18 protein-coding genes are annotated in these 19,553 nt (G+C 55.2%); 3 read left to right on the top strand and 15 right to left on the bottom strand.

Annotated features, from left to right (window positions below; genetic code table 11):
* Positions 1-169: 169 nt before the first annotated feature.
* From AVI_RS27360 to AVI_RS27335, 6 genes are all read right to left on the bottom strand, one after another.
* Positions 170-805, bottom strand: coding sequence for a flavin reductase family protein (locus AVI_RS27360; RefSeq protein ID WP_015918503.1), 636 nt, complete (start codon positions 803-805; stop codon positions 170-172).
* Between the two features lie 50 nt (positions 806-855).
* On the bottom strand, positions 856-2,145 hold the full coding sequence (locus AVI_RS27355; RefSeq protein ID WP_015918502.1) for an acyl-CoA dehydrogenase family protein: 1,290 nt from the start codon (positions 2,143-2,145) through the stop codon (positions 856-858).
* A 631-nt stretch (positions 2,146-2,776) separates the two neighbouring features.
* Positions 2,777-3,418 (bottom strand): NADPH-dependent F420 reductase, encoded by a 642-nt coding sequence (locus AVI_RS27350; protein WP_015918501.1) that lies wholly within the window; start codon positions 3,416-3,418, stop codon positions 2,777-2,779.
* Positions 3,419-3,492: 74 nt separating this feature from the next.
* Entirely contained in the window at positions 3,493-4,359 is an 867-nt protein-coding gene (locus AVI_RS27345) for a helix-turn-helix domain-containing protein (RefSeq protein ID WP_071203967.1), read from the bottom strand.
* Between the two features lie 453 nt (positions 4,360-4,812).
* Positions 4,813-5,163, bottom strand: a complete 351-nt coding sequence (locus tag AVI_RS27340; protein WP_015918499.1) for a RidA family protein — start codon at positions 5,161-5,163, stop codon at positions 4,813-4,815.
* Positions 5,160-6,290, bottom strand: a complete 1,131-nt coding sequence (locus AVI_RS27335; RefSeq protein ID WP_015918498.1) for an NAD(P)/FAD-dependent oxidoreductase — start codon at positions 6,288-6,290, stop codon at positions 5,160-5,162. Before AVI_RS27335 ends, AVI_RS27340 begins: the two co-directional genes overlap by 4 nt.
* A 285-nt stretch (positions 6,291-6,575) precedes the next feature.
* Here AVI_RS27335 and AVI_RS27330 point away from each other — a divergent pair, with 285 nt between their 5' ends.
* Both AVI_RS27330 and AVI_RS27325 read left to right on the top strand, forming a co-directional pair.
* A complete protein-coding gene (locus AVI_RS27330) occupies positions 6,576-7,592 on the top strand; it encodes an ornithine cyclodeaminase family protein (protein WP_015918497.1) in 1,017 nt (338 codons plus the stop codon).
* Positions 7,593-7,600: 8 nt separating this feature from the next.
* Positions 7,601-8,749 (top strand): aminotransferase class V-fold PLP-dependent enzyme, encoded by a 1,149-nt coding sequence (locus tag AVI_RS27325; RefSeq protein WP_015918496.1) that lies wholly within the window; start codon positions 7,601-7,603, stop codon positions 8,747-8,749.
* 174 nt (positions 8,750-8,923) lie between these two features.
* Here the strand turns inward: AVI_RS27325 and AVI_RS27320 are convergent, their stop codons facing one another.
* The 6 genes from AVI_RS27320 to AVI_RS27295 form a co-directional block, all read right to left on the bottom strand.
* Positions 8,924-9,874, bottom strand: a complete 951-nt coding sequence (locus AVI_RS27320) for a LysR family transcriptional regulator (RefSeq protein ID WP_071203964.1) — start codon at positions 9,872-9,874, stop codon at positions 8,924-8,926.
* Positions 9,875-9,913: 39 nt separating this feature from the next.
* Positions 9,914-10,600, bottom strand: coding sequence for an ABC transporter permease subunit (locus AVI_RS27315; protein ID WP_015918494.1), 687 nt, complete (start codon positions 10,598-10,600; stop codon positions 9,914-9,916).
* A 1-nt stretch (position 10,601) separates the two neighbouring features.
* Positions 10,602-11,312 (bottom strand): ABC transporter permease, encoded by a 711-nt coding sequence (locus AVI_RS27310; protein WP_187152419.1) that lies wholly within the window; start codon positions 11,310-11,312, stop codon positions 10,602-10,604.
* Between the two features lie 82 nt (positions 11,313-11,394).
* Positions 11,395-12,180: a transporter substrate-binding domain-containing protein gene (locus AVI_RS27305; protein WP_015918492.1), complete on the bottom strand. Its 786-nt coding sequence runs from the start codon at positions 12,178-12,180 to the stop codon at positions 11,395-11,397.
* Between the two features lie 33 nt (positions 12,181-12,213).
* Positions 12,214-13,560: an amidase gene (locus AVI_RS27300; protein ID WP_187152418.1), complete on the bottom strand. Its 1,347-nt coding sequence runs from the start codon at positions 13,558-13,560 to the stop codon at positions 12,214-12,216.
* 697 nt (positions 13,561-14,257) lie between these two features.
* Positions 14,258-15,349 carry an NADH:flavin oxidoreductase/NADH oxidase gene (locus AVI_RS27295; RefSeq protein WP_015918490.1) on the bottom strand — a complete coding sequence of 364 codons (1,092 nt, stop codon included), beginning with the start codon at positions 15,347-15,349 and terminating at the stop codon, positions 14,258-14,260.
* Positions 15,350-15,447: 98 nt separating this feature from the next.
* On the opposite strand from AVI_RS27295, the gene AVI_RS27290 reads away from it, so the two are divergent.
* The gene (locus AVI_RS27290; RefSeq protein WP_015918489.1) at positions 15,448-15,759 is read left to right on the top strand and encodes an ArsR/SmtB family transcription factor; all 312 of its coding nucleotides are present in this window, start codon (positions 15,448-15,450) and stop codon (positions 15,757-15,759) included.
* Between the two features lie 247 nt (positions 15,760-16,006).
* Here AVI_RS27290 and nrdF read toward each other — a convergent pair whose 3' ends face one another.
* Genes nrdF through nrdI form a run of 3 tightly spaced genes read right to left on the bottom strand, consistent with a single transcriptional unit; the run spans position 16,007 to position 19,550 of the window.
* Entirely contained in the window at positions 16,007-16,996 is a 990-nt protein-coding gene (gene nrdF / locus AVI_RS27285; protein WP_015918488.1) for a class 1b ribonucleoside-diphosphate reductase subunit beta, read from the bottom strand.
* 14 nt (positions 16,997-17,010) lie between these two features.
* The gene (nrdE, locus tag AVI_RS27280; protein WP_187152425.1) at positions 17,011-19,137 is read right to left on the bottom strand and encodes a class 1b ribonucleoside-diphosphate reductase subunit alpha; all 2,127 of its coding nucleotides are present in this window, start codon (positions 19,135-19,137) and stop codon (positions 17,011-17,013) included.
* Complete coding sequence (gene nrdI, locus AVI_RS27275) at positions 19,134-19,550, bottom strand: class Ib ribonucleoside-diphosphate reductase assembly flavoprotein NrdI (protein WP_015918486.1); 417 nt, start codon at positions 19,548-19,550, stop codon at positions 19,134-19,136. The genes nrdE and nrdI overlap by 4 nt, the downstream gene beginning before the upstream one ends.
* Between the last annotated feature and the right edge of the window lie 3 nt (positions 19,551-19,553).

The following is a 19,553-nucleotide window of genomic DNA, read 5'->3' as shown; positions in this document are numbered from 1 at the left end:
TTTTGGACATAGCTAATCGTTGACCCGCTCCCATTCGGGCCTGCATTCATCAACGATGACCGATCAGGGGTCGCGCCCTGATCGGTGACGGCTTTCAGAGTGTGAAAGCGATCAAAATTGCACGATTATTCCCTTTGAATTTTGCGGCTTGCTCCCTCCCGCAAGCCGCTCAAGGGCAACGATATTCACGGCTACAGTAAACGAGAGCCCGTGCTCCTTCAGCTTCACTGACCTCGTCAACTTCTGCGATAATGAGCATATGTGTGCCAACAATCTGGGTGAAGTTGACTTGGCAATGGAACACCGCTGTCGCCTCATTCAACTCTGGAATCCCGAATCGGCTGGTCTTCCAGTCGCCCATCGCGAATTTATCGGGCAAAAACGTCCCGAAACGGCCTGCAAAGGCATCGGCTATGGGGATATGCTTGCGTGCATTCAGAACATTGAGAGTGAAATGGCGGTTTTTCTCGAGGGCCTGACATGTACGTGAGGACTGGTTGAGGCAGATCATCAGGGTCGGTCGGTCTCCATCGGCAGAGACGGAACTCATTGCTGAGATTGTGACGCCCGCACGCCCTGCCGGGCCATCGGTGGCAACAATAGAAACGGGAGCCGCAACCCGCCCCATGCCAGAGATGAATTTCGCTTTCAGAGCGGCTTTTTCCTCGGCTGCGGTCAGCCCGCCCCCGCTTGTTACCGCCGAGGTCTCTATCTGCTGTGGTTCTGATGTCCAGTCCGTTGCAGGAAGAACACTCTTGGTGTCCGCTGCAACCTTATCATTGTTGGTGTGAACGTGATGTTGCATACCCACCTCCCGTTGAGTTTCGCGTGCGCCTGTTTTCCAATTCCGGTTGCTTACGGGCGGGGGCCTTGCGGTCCTTCTGGAAATCTCCGCGCAGCCAACTGCATGGCCGTTTTGTCGAATTGCAGGCCGGGATTGGTGCGCGCCATGGAAATGTCACGGTAATAGCGCTGAAGCCGCGAGCCATTTTTCGCTGAGGTGCTCGTACCGGCAGCACTGTAGAGGATCTCCACCGCGTCCATCGACAGATGCGCTGCGTGCTGCAACCCTGCTTGAATGCGCAGATCATCGAACTCCGTATAAGCGCTGGGGTCCTTCACGCCACGTTCGCAATAGTCGAGATAGGAACGAGTGCCGGCTGCCAGAGCATTGGATGCCATTTCAAGCATGCCCAGTGCGACGCCGTAGGGGCGGTGGAAGTCCGGTACACCCGGCATCGGAGGTCCGAGTTTCGGAGCCCCTGCCCGCAGTCCCACAATCCGTTCGAATTCGTCCAGCGCAGCAAAGCCAACGCCAACCAAAATTGAGGTGATCTCCGCCTGGAAGAAGCCGAACATACGGCCTGAATACATGGAGTTGCCATGCAATTTGTAACCTTCGGTGCCACCATCGATATTGACGGCGAAGAAGTTTTGGCGAACGAGCAGAGCCTTTGGTATCCATTGCTTGTCGATGCGGATACTGTTTGAGCCACTGGCGCGCATGCCGATGAAGTCGCGCCAGTTGTCGATCATCTCCCACCCAGATCTTGGAACCATTGCAATTCCGAGTTCAGGCGGTCCGTCTTTCGCTGGACCCGCGATGCGAACGCCAACGATAGCATGTGTGCTATAGGGCGAACCGGAGCAATAATCCCAGGTTCCGTCAATGATCCAGCCGTCGTCGCACTCCGTGGCTGTCCCACCTGGCACGCCGCGGGCCGGGGCTGCAAATTCGCCGTCATTGCCAAAGATAATGTCTTGGCCAGCCTTATCAAACAAAGCTGCAGCATTTACGGCATGCCCGGAAGCAAGGCAGAGACACCAGCCAGAACCGGGGCAGCCCCGTGCAATTTCGACGATGACACGAGAAAAGACGGTCAGATCAAACTCATAGCCGCCATACATCACAGGTTGCAGGATTCGATAGAAACCGGCCTTGCGAAAACGCTCATGCATTTCAGGAGAATATGTGCCTCGCTCTTCTGCGTCGGCTTGGCCGTCGAGCAAAAGCGGCCGTAAGTCAATGGCGCGCTGTATAATTTGCTCTGGTGTGAGGCCGGGTTCAGGTTGCGCCAATGGCGTCCCCTGTTTTTGAGTGCTCTTTGTGGCAAGTACCACGGTGCGTTCTTTGGCAGCGACCACGTCTGAATGCTCCTTGTTTTGAACTCTTCATTCATCGTGTCAGGCCGACTTAAGACGAACAAGGATCAGACAATGTACGTCCGTCGTGCGTACAAAAATCGATTGTCGAATATAAATATATATAAAATTCAATAGGTTGCATCTATGCCTGAAGAGCGCCCAAGTATGGTGAGCGGGTGTCCCATGTTTGATGTATGGCACAGCGCCGTCCTGTTCAAAGCGCAGGGTCAGTTGGTCTAGATTTGCCTTTGGGAAAGTGTGTTGCTTGCAGTTCTGGGCTGATCATTGCCCATCCTTGAGGCATGCTGACCAAGGGCGCCTATGCGCTGGCAACATATCATTCTGGTCAATATTGGTAGATGACCGAGGATCTCGCACTGGTAATTAAGGCTGGAATATTCAAATTGTGTGCGAACGATAATTATCGCACAATGCTCTCCGTCGAAACGAATGTCGCACACAATCCTGAGCCGGAGGCGGCTCTCTCTCGGGAAGAATAACAGATCTTATACAAGGACTCGAAGAGATCGACGCATCCTCGTCTTGCAAAATTCCGAATATCTCAAATGCATCAGATGATTGAGATATTCGAAAATAGAATACGAACAGTCATGTTCTCCGTGTCTTCGTATTAGACAAGCGCAGCTTTTGTTTCAGCTTCGGCTTCAGCGGGTGTGTATAGTTTGAACTTGTTCGTCAGCGGGCCACCCATGGCAATGAGCAAGCCGCCTTCGTCAATCGCGCCAAGATCAATCGGTGTTGCCTTCAGATCCCGCATCAATTGCGCGACTTGCTTCTTTGCCTCCGCATCTGCGCCAGCCAGAAAAAGCACGCTTTCATCCCCGGCGGGAGGAAGTGTTTTGTCGAACACAGGGATCGGCTCATGATTGAAAGCCTTGACCAGCTTTGCACCGGGTAGATAACCTGCGACGAGTTCACTGGCGATTGCATCGCCGATGACGATGACATCTTCAGGCTTCGGGCCGAGACGATTGTTGGTGGCATCAATCACGGTTTTGCCGTCCCAGGGCAGACCAGCTGTGGCATCGGCGATTTGTGGCCACCGGATTGCAAGGATAATAATGTCGGCGGCCAACACCATGTCTTTGCTGGTGGCTGCGCTGGCATTTGGTCCGAGTTGAGAGACCAAATCAGCCAATGTTTCAGGTCCACGCGAGTTCGAAAGAATAACCCGCCAGCCACCGGCTATCGCTTTTGGTGCGAGCATCTGTGCGAGGCGACCTGCCCCAAGAAATCCAAGTGTTTTGGTCATGCTTTGTCCTTCCTCTGAGCCAATAGGGGCCGCCCACGAAGGAAACCCCTCGTGGGCGGGCCATATTGATGCAATCAAGCAAGGGCTAGACTGTGAGGCAAGCGATCACGCGTTCCCGTCCGCAGGGTGTATGTTTCAGGGAAGCTTGTCGAGCCCAGCGCCGGTCGTGCGAACTGTTCGTGGAGTTGAGCTTCGATCCGGTCACGCGTCGCGAGCAATGGGTCACGTATCTGATCCATTGCGTCTTCAATCGTGAGCATATTGGCCCGCCAGACAACGTTCATGCAGGCAAGTACCTTCCCATTCAAGCGAATGGGTGCAGCAAGGCTGGCGCATCGCGGGTGCGGTCGTTCGTTGCAGGCGCTAACACCATCACGACGACCCGTTTCAATAATCTCCTTAATGAAAGCGCGATCGCGCGCGCCCTTATCCTCAGATGCCGATGACGCGTTCAGAGCGCAAAGAATAGACTTTAGCTCGTCATCCGGGCAGTGACTGAGATAGGCACGGCCCAGCGGGCTCATCAGCATGGAACGCCGATTGCCCACCATTCCGACATCGCACGACATGGGACTGATGCGATGTGTGGTTCCCTGGATGATCATTGCAGCTTTGTGGCAAACAGCAATGTCCGACGGCCAAATGATCTCCGATGTGAGTTCGAGCAGTGCTGGCAAGGCGATTTCATCAATCCAATTCAGCCGCACGGATGACCTGTTGCCCGCCAATCGCTGCACGCCAGAGCTAAGACGATATTCGTCTCCAAGCTGACTGCGATAGACCAAGTTGAGTTCGCTCAGCGTTTCAAGAATTCGATGGACTGTAGGACGTGGAAGATTGACGTTTTCAGCAATCTCCGGCGGTGCAGCTCCTTTAACCGTATTGAGGTACTGCAACACGTCTATACCGCGCTCCAGTGCTCTGATGCTTTTGTAAGTCATGGTCTCCTCCCATTTGACTTTTTTTGAAAACATGCTCCTCGCTCTATGCATTGTCAAACCTGTCAGATATCGACGAGCGCCGCTCATTCGCCTGCCATCGCCGACGCTTTGCCCGCGAATTCATTGGATTTTCTACCCGTGGTTTCTAGTAGCGGCGTTGGTTCGCCAGGCGGACGGGAGAAAAATAAGACCAAAAAGAACGGGTCGCTTGCCCCGTTCCAAGAGGCGTGACATTGCCATTTGTCGACTGCCCCTGCGACAATCAGAAGCCAGGATTGGCGTCCGCATTCTCAACCGGATGAAAGAACTAAGTCCGCGATTAAACATCTGACGTTTTAGCCAAGTTCTGTTCCCTTTTGACGAAAGGAGGGATGGGACAAGCCCTTCTCTGCCTGGGTTGGCTTTTCAACTGATGGTCAATGTGATGAACTATTACCCAGCCAAAAGCCGCTGTTACGGTAGAGCGACCGTGAATTGTATTTCGATCCTGATATCCGGCAAGCCTAGAACCGCCTGAACTGTTGCGCGGGCTGGTGGCTCGTCCTTGTCGATCCATGCAGTCCAGGCGCTGTTCATTGCGTCAAAATCCTCGATGTCCCGCAGCCAGATTGTCGCGCTAACCAGAAGCGACCGGTTCGATCCGATCTTAACGAGAAAAGCGTTGGCCTTGGCCAGCACCTGCTCGGTCTGACCGACGGTGTCCTGGCTCCTGTCATCGGCAGTCAGACCTGAGAAATATGCGACTTTCTCATGAATAACGACACGGCTCAGTCGTTCGGTTTTCGCGATGCGGGTAATCGTCATGCTCTTTGTCCCATTCCATTCTTTGCGGCTAGAAAGCGGTCAGGGCGGAAATCAGTGAGGCTCTCGTGGAGACGCCCGCGGACCACCTCCTGAGCTACCGCTTTGCCCAGATGAGGTGCGATCGATACGCCGCTATGGGTGACGGCAACGTAATAGCCATCCACTCCAGGAACCCACCCGCTGCAGGTCAGGTTGTCGCCGGGTATCGGTCGCACGATCGTGCGGATCGATTCCATATCGTCAGGCTGAATCGCGGGCAGAACCTTTCTAACGGCGTCCAGCAGGAGGGCGGCTTCCGGGCCTTGCGTGTTCAGGGGCTGCATCTTAGTGACGAGAGAGTCGACCGAGACCTTGTGGATCATGAGACGGCCGGCGCCATCCGGACGCACATCAAGATCGTCCATATGGAATTGACGACGAAGCGTTGTCGCGATCGGCAATGTGAAGCCCACAATGCCCATATTCGATGCCATCGGAATGGCTGGCACGCCTTCCAAAACATGCGCCGCCCAGCTACCCGTGCAATTGATGATGGCATCAGCCTCAAAGGCCGCTCCGTCGACGGTCTTGACCGCTTTCGCTACGCCATTTTGAACATCGATCGACGTGACGCCGGAGAACGGTCGGATATCGGCGTTCCACTTTTCTTTCGCCGCGCGCAGAAGCCAGGCAGCATAGAGAGCTGGATGGACCCAACCCTCTTCGGGATAATAGACGAGCGGTGATTGTTTGATTGCGCCGTGATCGATTTCCGGTTCCAGCTCAGTCAGCCGGCTTTTGCTGATCCACTCGACACCGTAGCCCCAGTCGCGCATTTGGTCGGCATTGTCGAGTTGGGCTGGCCAATCGCTCTCGTCCGAATACCATTCGATGCTGCCGGTCTGGTGGAACCATGGTGCATGACCAAATTCACGAGCAAGATCGAGATGCGCCCGCATGCCGGCAACATTTAACGCGAAGTAGGGCTGAGGCCTCTTGCCCGTCGCATTGGTCCAGGCGAAACTGGAGGTGGATGCTCCGCCAGCGATCCTCCCAGCCTCAAGTACGGTTACCTGAGCCCCGGCTTTAGCTGCCTCATAGGCCACGGAACTGCCAACGATCCCGGCCCCTATCACTACGACGCGCATATTTTTCTCCTCTTGACCTCAGTTCGACCGGCATTCCACCCTCAGTTCGGAAGGCAATAAATGGAATGATGTGAGCATGTATGGGTGACGCAGGAGCGGAGGGTCAAACAACCACAACGGGGCGGTTTATAAGCAATAGTTATGAAGGTTTCCCGGATCGGAAGTGCATCACATGACTATGAGAAATAGGCAGAAGCTCGCCTCTCCAGGTTATCAAGTTTGCCAATCGCGGGGTTTCTCTTTGATGGTATTTCTTGCCTTGTGTACCACCAGCGCGAGGCCAGAATGTCTTCATCGCCATCCCGAACGGGATACTCGAACACACTTCTGGTGATTGATGGACCGACCGCTGAGTCTCTGGTCTCCATTGATGAGGCCATCGTGCTTGCGGATCTCGCCTTGAGAAAAACATCGGACGAGACAGCACAACAAGACATCCGTCGGATTCTGACCCTTCCCGGTGCAGCCGGAACATGTCTCTCCATCATGTATGGATCAGCAAGCGAAGCCGAGCCATTTGGGGCTAAAGTCCAGTCGGTTTACCCGCAAAACTTTGAGAATGGATTGCCCTCCCATCAGGGTGGCGTTCTGCTTTTTAATCGGCAGACTGGACGGCCCGATGCTCTGATTAACGCCACCGCCATTACAGGTCTGCGGACACCGGCGGCAAGCGCGGTGGCCACGCGTGCGCTTTCGCGCCCCGACGCCTGCGAACTGGCACTCATCGGTTATGGTGAGCAGGCCGAACGGCATATTGCAACGATCCGTGCGGTCCGCGACATATCCCGTGTGCGCGTGTGGGGTCGAAATCCCGAGAAGGCAAAGTTTTTCGCAGATCACCAGACCAGGCTGGGCATCCCGACGGTTCCCTATGGGACGGCTCGAGCGGCGGTGGAGGGAGCGGACATCGTCTGCACGGTAACATCAGCAAAGTCGCCTGTGCTGATGGGAGAATGGCTGACGCCCGGCACCCATATCAACGCGGTTGGAGCGAGTGTCGCAGCTCTCCAGGAGGTGGACCTCGAATGTGTGAAGCGCTCGCGCATCTGGGTCGATTACATGCCAATGGCAATGGCAGCAGCGTCAGACATTTTCGAGCCTTTAGAAAAAGGCATCATTGGCCCTTCAAACCTGATCGGTGAGATTGGCGCAGCATTGAATGGCACCATCACCGGGCGGACCTCGACATCTGAGATCACCCTCTATCGCTCGCTCGGTGTTCCTGCCCAGGACATCCTATTTGCCAACTTCATTTTCCAGAAGGCGAGAGGCCTTGGTCTCGGCGTCGAAGTATCATTGTGAGGATTGACATGCTTCCCAGCCAAAGACATGCGTTTTCAATTCCCGAAGACGTGATCTACCTCGATGCGGCCTACATGTCGCCGATCCCGAACATCGCCACTGAGGCCGGTTGCGATGGGGTTCTGGTCAAGGCGGCTCCCTGGGACATGACCATCAACTCCTACTATGACGAGGTGGAGCGCGTCAGGGAGCTTGCCGCATCGTTCGTCGGAGCATCCATCGACGACGTCGGCGTTATTCCGGCAACCAGCTATGGGATCGCTGTTGCCGCAGCAAATGTTCACGTTACGCCTGGCTCCGTCATCATGATGATGGACAACGAGCATACGTCGCACCGCTATGCCTGGTATGAATTGGCCGAGAAGAAGGGAGCGACGGTTGTAACGGTGCCTCGTCGTCCTGACCAGGAGTGGGGTTCAGCGCTCGCAGCCGCCATCAAGGGCTCAACCGTTCCTGTGTCGGTCGTGGCCGGTACCATCGTCCATTGGTTCGAGGGCATGAGCGTCGATATCGAGGTCGTCGCCGATGCGGCCCATGCGGTCGGAGCTGCCCTCGTGATGGATGGTACGCAATGGGTCGGCGCCGTGCCCTTCGATGTCTCCAGGATACGCCCTGACTTCCTATCCTTTGCAACCTACAAGTTTTTGCTCGGCCCTTATCGTTTGGCATTCCTTTATGCCGACAAGAAATGGCAGGAAGCCGGCAAGCCGATCGAATTCCATTCGTGGAACCGCAAGGGCGGGGAGCGGCCGGATTTCTACCTTGAAACTATGCCAGATTATCTTCCGGGTGCGCGCCGGTTCGACATGGGCGAACGGTCTGACTTCGCCGTGCTGCCGATTGCCATTCGTTCGCTCGAGCTTCTGCAGAGCTGGGGATCGACTGCGGTCTTCGAGCGCCTGGTGCATCTGAACGAATTGATCTGGAAGGAAGCGGAAGCGCGGGGCTTTGAAGGTCCCCGGAAGGACCTCCGCGCACCGCACATATCGGTTATAGAGCTCGGACAGCGTTTCCGGCCGGATTTCGCCAGAAACCTGAAGGACAACAAGGCCTTTGTCACCGTTCGTGGCACCAAAATGCGGATCACTCCACACGTCTACAATGAAGAGCACGATATCCGCAGGCTTTTTGAACTGGTCGATAGCCTGACACGATAATCACCGTGGTGGGCGTCGTCGATCCACGAAGCCTGCCTTCCCTACAGCTTATACCAAGTCTCTGACATGCTGACGCATCCTCGACTTGAAGACATTGAAAATATCTCCAATGCGTCAGAGGCTTGAGATATTTTCAAAAGGAATACGAAGAGTCATTTTCAATGAATCTTCGTATTACTGCTCGCTGAGGGCTTTGATCCCACGGTCAACGACGTTCATATATTCCCGCGTCGACTGGATAAGATGCTCGATGAAGGTGTCGGCCACAGACGAGGCGATTGTGCCCCATGGTCTATAGACGCTAAGATTGATGTCGAGATGCGGCTGGAAGTCGCGGATCTCAATTGGCAGGTCTTTTGCCATCCAAGCGGAAAGGCGATCCACCACCGTCACCCCAACCCCGTTGGCAACCAGATTAATACAGGAATGCGAAAGTGCCGCCTCAACCTTGAGGGAGCGGTTCACCCCTCTTTGCTCACAGAGTTCGTCAAGCTGTTTGCGCATCGGATCACCGACGCCCAACGACACGAAATTCAAGCCGTCAAAATCGTCTGGTTGGACGACGGAAAGTTTGCTCAGCGGATGGCCCTTGGGCATGACGCAGACCGGAGGGGTGGCAATGAGTGCACGCCGAACCACCGACGGTGTCTCATCGTTGACCTCTGACGCGACACCGATATCGAGCTGATTTCGCCCCGCCCGCTGGATGATTGTCGACGAGCTCCTGATATCCAGGGTTATGGCGACGTCGGGATATTGTTTCGTGAAGCTTGCAATGATCGAAGGCATCAGCGTCGACCCGAAAGCAGGCAGGGCTGAGATGTTGAGACGGCCACTCCGGAGCTCCCGGATTTCCTTCGCGATTTGCGATATTCCGCGAACCGTCTCGAACAACCGGCGCACCTCAGCATAGAGCATGTGGGCTTCCGGTGTCGGGATCAAACGCTGACGATGGTTGCGAAATAGCGGAAAGCCAGCCTTGTTCGTCAGCTGCAACAGGATTTTGCTAACTGCTGGCTGGGTGATGTCGAGGGCATCGGCCGCCTTCGTCGTCGTGCCATGCAACATGACCGCCGCAAAGACCTCGACCTCACGCGGTGTAAAATCCACATCCCCTGGGATCACCCTAGCCTCCATTGACGAGAAACAGCAAAGAGGCCTCGATTAGTATCGGGAAGCCAACCGGGTTTCCATATATTTGAAGCCAGAGGTGATGATCGAGGCCAGGACAAAGTAGACAAGAGCTGCTGCGAGCAGCGGCTCGTAGGTTCGAAAGGTCTGGGCGCGAACAAGGTTGGCCGTTGCCATTGTCTCAAAAACCGTAATGGCGGCGGTCAGCGCTGTTCCCTTCAAAAGTAGGATGTTCTGGCCGCCAATCGCCGGAAGCGCCAGCCGGAATGCCTGAGGAAGCAGGATTGATACAGTGATTCGTTGTTTGGACAATCCAAGCGAGCGACCCGCCTCGCTTTGCCCGATCGGGAGGCCGAGAATGGCACCTCTCCAAATTTCCGCACAATAGGCGGCAGTATTCAACGAAAGCACGACGTAAGCATAGCCATTTGCACTGCGCAACAGCGGCCAAAGAGGGCTGTAGCGGATTGCCGGAACTGTTGCCAGAACCTGGCCGACGCCAAAGTAGAAGATGTAAAGCTGGACCAGAAGCGGTGTGCCGCGAAACGAGAGCATGAAACCGATAACAGGATATCTGATCCACTTCCGCGTGGATATCCTGCCCAGCGCCACCGGAAGCGCCAACAGGTTGCCGGTGATAGCAGAAGCCAGGAACAGCACAATTGTCGTCTGCAAGCCTGTGATAAGTTCACCGGAGAGATAAGATCCGAAATCAGACATCTTATTTACGCCTCCAGGTGAGAGAAGTCTTCACTTCGAGATAATGGAACACAAGCGTGGACGCGCCGGACATAATGAGAAACACCACGCCGACCGCCGCATAGAAAAGCAGGTAGTGCCGCGTGGCACCGGCGGCCATCTTGCCGACCAGCACCAGTTCTGTGAACCCGATGAGGCTTACCAATGAGCTTTCCTTGAGGACGATGAGCCATAGATTACCCAGCCCCGGCAGCGCCAGCGGCAACATCTGTGGGATGATCACCAGGAAGAACGCTTGTTTGCGCGTTAGTCCCACTGCAAAGGCTGCTTCGGTCTGACCGCGAGCCACGGCGACGATTGCGCCGCGCAATACTTCCGTGCTGTAGCCACCTTGGACGACGCCAAGCGAGATCGCGGCAGCAATAAAGCCATTCAGCTGGAACTCAACCGACAGGCCCGACATGCTCAATAAATAGCTCAGGGCGTCGGTCGCCGAGTAATAGATCAAAAAGATAACGAGAATATCCGGGACAGACCGGATGACTGTCGTGTAGGTGCCGGCAAAAGATCTGGCCACGACGCTCTTCGACAGTTTGGCAATGGCGCCGACTAGCCCAAGCACCAACCCGATGAGGTAGGCACTGAGGGAAATCTTGATGCTGAGCCACGCGCCTTGCAGCAGCTCGTCGCTCCAGCCTTGGTCGCCAAAGCTGAGTAAAGTGAACCAGGCCATATTTGCATCCATGCCGCATCAATTCGTCGAGTTTGAAGAAAAGCCGGCCATGAAGGACCGGCTCCAACCCTTCACTCGATCATCATTCGCCATAGATGTCGAAGTTGAAATAGCGCTTGGTGATCGCATCGTATTCACCGCTGGCGCGCACCGCCTTGAGAGCGGCATTCAACTTGTCCTTCAGTGCGGTATCTTCCTTGCGTAGGCCGCCGCCGTCGCCATAACCGAACATCGTTTCGTGAGGCAATGTCACTTTGATTTCGTAAGCCTGCCCCTCAGGCTTGCTCAGGAAGTCCTGGATCTGGATGCCAGCTGCGGCCATGAGGTCGACGCGGCCTGCCTGTATGTCGGCAATCTCATCATCAAGGGTCGGATAGAGCTTGAGGTCAGACATACCGTTGAATTTCTGCTGCATGTAGGTGGCCTGCAGGCTGGAGCTTTGCGCTGCAACGGTAATGCCCTTGAAGGTCTCGGGCTTGGCGACATCGAAGCTGCGTGTATCAGCCTTTGCGCCAACGAGCACGTTGGGAGAGTAGTAGTACTTGTCCGTGAAGTCGATGACCTTCTTGCGCTCGTCGGTAATCGACATGGAACTCCAGATAACGTCGAACTTCTTGGCAAGCAGAGCCGGGATGATGCCGTCCCATGCGACATCAACGATCTCGCACTTGGCCTTCATCTGATTGCAAACGGCGTCCATGAGGTCGATTTCCCAACCCTGCCATTTGCCGCTGGCATCTTTTACTGAGAACGGTGCGTAAGGCTCAGCGGCCACGCCGAAACGAATGACATCGTCAGCAGCGGAGGACGGCTTGGTCATGCCGAATGTTGCGGCGATGACGGACAGTACAATTGCGATCTTTTTCATGTTTTAATTCCCCTTTTTTTGTTGATGGCAGATTTAACAGGTCGAGCCGGTCTCCAGTCGGCTCAAAGCTTCGCAGACGGAAAACAGATAGTTTTCCGTGTTTCTAGGCGTTGTGATCTGGATGGATGCTGGAAGCGCACCCGCCATGGGCACCGGCATTGCAAGCGCTGGTACACCGAAAAAGTTTGCCCAGCGGCGAAAGTGACCTCCGGCCAGGCCATAAGGCATGAAGTCGTTTCCCACTGCCGTCTGCTCGTCCGACAGCCGTGGTGCAAGTCCCGGCACAACTGGCGTCAGCAGAACATCGACTTCTGACAACAGTCTGTGAAATTCACCTTGGATTTGCGCTTGGTACGCGAGCGCTGATCGATAGGCGGCTTCTGAAATCAAGGCTCCATTCGATAGAAACGCGAGAACCGCTGCCCCAACCCGCCCGGGATGCGCTTCGACAAGCGGGCCATAGAAAGCCGTGAACTCATACACCAGGATTGTCAGCCCTGCTTCGCGAACCTCGCGGGCAAACCGGAATGGGAGGACCTGGATTTGCGCGCCCGCCCTTCGTGCTAAGGCCAGAAACGCGTCATGTGCGGTTGCAATTGCGGGGTCAACCGCTGCTGCATATAAATCGGGGCACAGACCAATTCGCATTCCCGCAACCGACACACGTCTCTTCTCCGGCGTATCGATTCCTGCCATGGCATAATGAAGCAGACGGGCATCCGCCACGTTTCTAGCGATTGGACCGATTGTATCGAAGGTCGGCGCGGTGGGCATCGTGCCTGTCGGGTCAATGACACCATTGGTTGGCTTGAACCCCACGAGACCGGTCGCTGCGGCGGTTGAGCGGTTCGATCCACCGGTGTCGGTTCCGATGGCGGCGATACAAAAGCCCGCTGCTACCGCTGCCGCCGAACCGCTGCTCGTTCCGCCGGTGCCTCTTTCGGCGTCCAGCGGATTGACAACCTTTCCGTACCAGGGATTATCGTGGTTGCCTGCCGTGAGTTCGTGCAGATTGCTTTTGCCAATAATGATCGCGCCAGCCGATCTCAGGTTTGCCACACAACGGGCGTCGTTCACTGCATGGTCCCCATGGAGCAGGTGAGATCCACCGGTCGTTTGCCAGCCACGAACATCGATCATGTCTTTGATCGCAACGGGAATACCGTGCAGCGGGCCAATTCGTTTTCCAGCTCGAATTGCCGCTTCCGCTTTTTGCGCTTCTTCAAGCGCCTCCGCACGCGCTATGAAGATCATCGCCCCAAGTTTATCGTTCTGTTCCTGGATACGCTCAAGGCACGTCTTGACGACCGAGAGGGGCGACAATCCTTCCAGAAACTGGCCTTGAGCTTGGGTAATCGTCTGAGGAAAGGGTTTCGCCACCAGGTTCACTCACTCTCAGGTCTTGGCTTTAGTCAAAATGACGCTAACAGGTCGATTTCAGACTTCCTAATTCCTGCAGGCCGTGGGTTGATTACCAATAGTTATAACGCTGTGGCCACAGCATGTGTGGATCAGGACAGACAGTTCGCTTCAATGTTGGATTTCCGTTCTGTGGCGGTAAACGATACCCGCTGGCCGTTCACCATAGCCGCGAGTTATTCTGTATCCCTTGAGATGAATAGCACAGGTCCCAAAAAGATACGGACCTTACAGTCCGTCCAAGAATAGCCGCTGGCCGTCTGCAAATGGCAATTTCTGCGCTTGAATGATGCAATCGCATTTCCAAACGAAAAACTGCTTCGCACTTTTCCTGGAATGCTTGTACTCACGTACGTTAAGTACGCTCCGTTCCGGTTCTCAAAATCACCATTTTCGCCAGACCAGCAGCAATTCTTGAACAGACTGTTAGAGACCTCGTTTTATTAACTAAGTCGCTGATTTATGTTCTTTTGGGGCATCGCCCATAATATTGGCAAGTCATCCGGCCTGGGTTGGACCGTGCGACAGAAGCGGCGAGCCTCTGTCGCAAAGACTGCCGCTCTTTTCTATCGCGCCATTTTTTGCAGAGATTACAAACTGTAACCACCGCGGTTTCCTTAATCGCGGTGGTTATTCTGTCGCGACGGTCTGTTCAGATTCAGGCCGTTCTGTAGCGTTCCAGCCAATGAGCATATGGTGCGGGAAGTGTCCAGGACGGCTTGTCGATACCTAGCTCAAGCGCCGCTTGATAAGGCCAATGGCTGTTGGCAAGCAGCGGGCGGCCAAGCGACACCATATCTACAAAATCGTCTGCGATCAGTGCATCGGCCTGCTTTGGCTCGCTGATGAACCAGCTCGTGGTGGCGGGAAGTCCAACCTCACGCCGTACCCGTTGGGCGATCGGCCCCATGAAAGCAGGCCCCCACGGAATATTCGCGGTCGGTGTGGAGAAGCCAATGCTGACATCAATAATGTCGAGGCCGCCAGCCTTGAAGCGGCGAACCATTTCGATCCCCTCTTCCAGGTCGTTCGAACCGTCGAATTCGGTCACGCCAAAGCGAGCGGCAAGCGGTAAATGTTCGGGCCAGACATCGCGAACAGCAGCGAGCGTTTCGAGCAGAAATCTGGCTCGTCCGTCAAAGTCACCGCCATAATTGTCTGTGCGCTTATTAGACCAGGTCGAAAAGAAGCTTTGTCCGAGATAGCCATGAGCAAAGTGAAGCTCAAGCCATTCAAAGCCAGCGGCCAGCGCCCGCTTCGCCGCAGAGACAAAGTCTGCCGTGATACGCTCGATATCGGCAAGGGTCATGGCCTGCGGCACCTTGCCAAGATTTGCTCCGAACGCAATGGCGGATGGTGCCAGCGTTTCCCAGCCACGCGGGTCAGACCCGGAAATATGGTCGTCTCCCTCCCATGGACGATTGGCGCTCGCTTTGCGGCCCGCGTGTCCGATCTGAATCCCGGGAACGGCACCTGCCGCCTTCATCAAATGCACCGCTTTTTTCCAAGGCTCAATCTGCTCATCGTTCCAGATGCCTGCGCATCCGGGAGTGATCCGGCCTTCCGGCGATACCGCTGTCGCCTCAGCGACCACCAAACCTGCCCCGCCGCGCGCGAGTCCAGCCAGATGGACGTGATGCCAGTCATTGATGATGCCGTCCTCGGCCGAATACTGGCACATCGGCGATACCGCAATGCGATTTCGCAGTGTTATGCCTTTGAGTGTGAAAGGGGTAAACAAGGATGACATGGAGACTCCAATTGATCGTTATAAATGCACATATATATTTTCGATAGTTCGATTACAATCGAACTTTGCAACAACACCTTGTGATGCTAGAATGAATCATGCGCGCCATCCCACATCCCGCTTTGAAAGACGTTACTCTCACCCAGGTGCTCTACGCCCTCAGCGACCCTGTACGGCTGGGCGTCGTGCGTCAGCTTTCAAATGAGGGACGGGCCACATGCTCTGCACTGGATGGGGGCCGGCCGAAGTCCAGCATGTCCCACCACTTTAAAGTCTTGAGAGAGGGCGGCCTGGTTTTTACCCGCACAGATGGACCAACGCACTTGAACGAGCTGCGCCGCGAAGAGATCGATGAGCGATTTCCGGGTCTATTGGACGCTGTTCTGGCCGTATCAGACGAGCCGGGCTGACGGCACCGCACGGTGGTCCCATGGTGGTTGATCGCAGCCCGGCTCGGTTGTAATTTGAAGGCCAAATGGCTTTGGATCTGGTGACCAACGTCAAACGTGAAATGCCGTCAAAGCCCTTCTGCATTCATCTGCACGCCAATATCGTAAATGTCTGATCGACATCTCGGGTGCAGCCTTGAGGGGATCGCACCTACGACCCCATGGTTGATAGTCGAGGGAAGGCGTAAAATATCAGGCTGTATTGTGCTTAAAAATCCCAGTCCTCGTCCTCAGTCGCAACTGCCTTGCCGATGACATAGGACGAGCCTGAGCCCGAAAAGAAATCATGATTCTCATCGGCATTCGGCGAGAGTGCCGACAGGATTGCCGGATTGACCTTGCAGGCCTCCGGCGGAAACAGAGCCTCGTAGCCGAGGTTCATCAGCGCCTTGTTCGCGTTGTAATGCAGAAATTTTTTGACGTCCTCTGTCAGTCCGACACCGTCATAGAGCGCCTCGGTGTATTTGGCCTCGTTGTCGTAGAGCTCAAGCAGCAGGTCGAAGGCGAAGTCCTTGGTTTCCTGCCGCTGCTCCTCGCTTAAGGGCTCGAGACCACGCTGAAACTTGTAGCCGATGTAATAGCCATGTACAGCCTCGTCGCGGATGATGAGACGGATCATGTCTGCCGTGTTGGTGAGCCTGGCGCGGCTCGACCAAAACATCGGCAGATAGAAGCCGGAGTAAAACAGGAAGCTTTCCAGGAACACACTGGCGATCTTGCGTTTCAGCGGGTCAGGATTGCGGTAGTGTTCGAGGATCAGCGCCGACTTCTTTTGCAGAAACTCGTTTTCTTCGGACCAGCGATAGGCATCATCCACGTCGGATGTCGAACACAGGGTCGAAAAGATCGAGGAATAGGAACGGGCATGCACCGCTTCCATGAACGAAATGTTCGAATAGACCGCCTCCTCATGCGGCGTGATGGAATCCTCCATCAATGTTGGCGCACCGATGCTCGTCTGTATGGTATCGAGCAGGGTCAGCCCCGTGAAGACGCGGATGGTCAACTGTTGTTCTTCCGGCTTCAACGCCGCCCAGGATGGAATGTCGTTTGACAACGGCACCTTCTCCGGCAGCCAGAAATTACCGGTCAGCCTGTTCCAGACCTCCAGGTCCTTGTCGTCGTTGATGCGGTTCCAGTTGATCGCTCGCACCGGCTTGGTTTGCGTCGGGGTGTTGGTCTTCATCTGTATGTTCATGTGATATCTCGATCTCACAGCGCGCAGGATACGCAGCCCTGCACTTGCGTGCCGGCCAGCGCCATCTGGCGAAGGCGAATGTAATAGATGGTCTTGATGCCCTTCTTCCAGGCGTAGATCTGTGCCCGATTGATGTCGCGGGTCGTTGCGGTGTCACGGAAGAACAGCGTCAGCGAAAGACCTTGATCCACATGCTGGGTGGCGGCCGCATAAGTGTCTATGATCTTCTCGGGTCCGATCTCATAGGCGTCCTGATAGTAATCAAGGTTATCATTGCTCATGAAGGCGGCCGGATAGTAGACGCGGCCGATCTTGCCTTCCTTGCGGATCTCGATCTTCGAGACGATCGGATGGATCGAGGAGGTCGAATGGTTGATGTAGGAGATCGACCCCGTCGGTGGCACAGCCTGAAGGTTCTGGTTATAAAGGCCGGACGCCATCACCACCTCTTTCAGCGCCAACCAGTCTTCCTGTGTCGGGATTGAGATTCCGGCCGTTTCGAATAGTTCTGCGACGCGCCTGGTCGCTGGAAGCCATTCGGTTTGCGTATACTTGTCGAAATACTCGCCGGATGCATATTTCGAGTTCTCGAAGCCCTTGAAGCTCGTGCCGCGCTCGGCAGCAATCCGGTTCGAGGCACGGATGGCGTGATAGGTCACCGTGTAGAAATACATGTTGGTGAAATCGATGCCCTCTTCCGATCCGTAGAAGATGCGCTCGCGTGCGAGATAGCCGTGCAGGTTCATCTGGCCAAGGCCGATCGCATGGCTGTCATCATTTCCCTTCTCGATCGATGGAACCGAAGAGATATGGCTCATGTCGGACACGGCGGTCAGCGCCCGGATCGCGGTCTCAATGGTCCTGCCGAAGTCCGAGGAATCCATCACGGCTGCGATGTTCAAGGACCCGAGATTGCAGGAGATGTCCTTACCCATGGTCTTGTAGGACAGGTCGTCATTATAAGTGCTGACGTCGCTCACCTGTAGGATTTCCGAGCAGAGATTGCTCATCGAAATGCGTCCGGCTATCGGGTTGGCGCGGTTCACCGTGTCCTCAAACATGATGTACGGATAGCCGCTCTCGAACTGGATTTCGGCGAGCACCTGGAAGAAATCACGCGCCTTGATCTTCTTCTTACGAATGCGGCTGTCGGCGACCATCTCGCGGTATTTTTCCGTGACTGAGATTTCGGAAAAAGCGACGCCGTAGACACGCTCCACGTCGTAGGGTGAGAACAGATACATATCCTCATTGTTCTTCGCCAATTCAAAGGTGATGTCGGGGATCACCACACCGAGTGACAGCGTCTTGATCCTAATCTTCTCGTCGGCGTTTTCACGCTTGGTATCGAGGAAGCGCATGATATCGGGATGATGGGCATTCAGGTAGACAGCCCCTGCCCCCTGGCGCGCACCGAGCTGGTTGGCATAGGAAAAACTGTCCTCCAGTAACTTCATCACCGGGATGACGCCCGAGGACTGGTTCTCGATCTGCTTGATCGGTGCACCAGCCTCGCGGATATTGGTCAGGGATAACGCCACCCCACCCCCACGCTTGGAAAGTTGCAATGCCGAGTTGATGCCACGGGCGATGCTTTCCATATTGTCTTCCATGCGCAGCAGGAAGCAGGAGACCAGTTCGCCGCGTTGCTTCTTGCCGGCATTGAGAAAGGTCGGCGTCGCCGGCTGGAAGCGACCGGAGATAATCTCATCGACCATGTCCCGCGCCAAAGCCTCATTGCCCTGCGCCAGCGTCAATGCCACCATGCAGATCCGGTCTTCGTAGCGCTCCAGATAGCGCTTTCCGTCGAAGGTCTTCAGCGTGTAGCTAGTGTAATATTTGAAGGCGCCGAGAAAGGTCGGAAAGCGAAACTTCTTCACATAGGCATGATCGAAAAGATCGCGGACGAAGTTGAACGCATACTGGTCCAACACCGCTTGCTCATAGTAGCCTTCGTCCACGAGGTAATCGAGCTTCTCCCGTAGATTATGGAAGAAGACGGTGTTCTGGTTGACGTGCTGCAAGAAATACTGTTTTGCCGCCAGAGCGTCCTTATCGAGTTGGATTTTACCATCCTCATCGTAGAGGTTTAACATCGCGTTCAGCGCGTGATAATCCAGCGCCTGTTCGTCCGCCTTCAAAGGGCGCTCGAAAGTTGTGACATCCAAAATCGTTCCATCCCATATTTGACATTGGCGACATCTTCGTCCGTGCCGAGCAGTTCGAACCTGTAAAGGTACGGCACTCGACATTTCTGTGAGATCACGTCGCCGGCGAGACAGAACGTCTCGCCGAAATTACTATTGCCCGCGGCGATCACGCCCCGGAGATGAGAGCGGTTGTCCGCATCATTGAGGAAGCGGATGACCTGTTTTGGAACGGCCCCTTTGCCATCGTCACCCGAATAGGTTGGGACGATTAGAACGTAAGGTTCAGTGATCGACGGATTGCCGCTCCGCGGGCTGACGGGGATACGTGACGCGCGCAAACCAAGCTTGCCGACAAAGCGATGGGTGTTTTCCGAGGCACTGGAAAAATAGACAATCAGCCCCATCGC

It is taken from the genome of Allorhizobium ampelinum S4 (genome assembly GCF_000016285.1).
Taxonomy (GTDB): Bacteria; Pseudomonadota; Alphaproteobacteria; order Rhizobiales; family Rhizobiaceae; genus Allorhizobium; species Allorhizobium ampelinum.
This window is presented reverse-complemented; position numbering and strand designations above follow the sequence as displayed.

Excerpts from the sequence above, each read along its gene's own strand:
- AVI_RS27360 (WP_015918503.1), bottom strand. The coding sequence starts at position 805 with ATGCAACATCACGTTCACACCAACAATGATAAGGTTGCAGCGGACACC.
- AVI_RS27350 (WP_015918501.1), bottom strand. The coding sequence starts at position 3,418 with ATGACCAAAACACTTGGATTTCTTGGGGCAGGTCGCCTCGCACAGATG.
- AVI_RS27345 (WP_071203967.1), bottom strand. The coding sequence starts at position 4,359 with ATGACTTACAAAAGCATCAGAGCACTGGAGCGCGGTATAGACGTGTTG.
- AVI_RS27340 (WP_015918499.1), bottom strand. The coding sequence starts at position 5,163 with ATGACGATTACCCGCATCGCGAAAACCGAACGACTGAGCCGTGTCGTT.
- AVI_RS27335 (WP_015918498.1), bottom strand. The coding sequence starts at position 6,290 with ATGCGCGTCGTAGTGATAGGGGCCGGGATCGTTGGCAGTTCCGTGGCC.
- AVI_RS27330 (WP_015918497.1), top strand. The coding sequence starts at position 6,576 with ATGTCTTCATCGCCATCCCGAACGGGATACTCGAACACACTTCTGGTG.
- AVI_RS27325 (WP_015918496.1), top strand. The coding sequence starts at position 7,601 with ATGCTTCCCAGCCAAAGACATGCGTTTTCAATTCCCGAAGACGTGATC.
- AVI_RS27315 (WP_015918494.1), bottom strand. The coding sequence starts at position 10,600 with ATGTCTGATTTCGGATCTTATCTCTCCGGTGAACTTATCACAGGCTTG.
- AVI_RS27310 (WP_187152419.1), bottom strand. The coding sequence starts at position 11,312 with ATGGCCTGGTTCACTTTACTCAGCTTTGGCGACCAAGGCTGGAGCGAC.
- AVI_RS27305 (WP_015918492.1), bottom strand. The coding sequence starts at position 12,180 with ATGAAAAAGATCGCAATTGTACTGTCCGTCATCGCCGCAACATTCGGC.
- AVI_RS27295 (WP_015918490.1), bottom strand. The coding sequence starts at position 15,349 with ATGTCATCCTTGTTTACCCCTTTCACACTCAAAGGCATAACACTGCGA.
- AVI_RS27290 (WP_015918489.1), top strand. The coding sequence starts at position 15,448 with ATGCGCGCCATCCCACATCCCGCTTTGAAAGACGTTACTCTCACCCAG.
- nrdF (WP_015918488.1), bottom strand. The coding sequence starts at position 16,996 with ATGAACATACAGATGAAGACCAACACCCCGACGCAAACCAAGCCGGTG.
- nrdI (WP_015918486.1), bottom strand. The coding sequence starts at position 19,550 with ATGGGGCTGATTGTCTATTTTTCCAGTGCCTCGGAAAACACCCATCGC.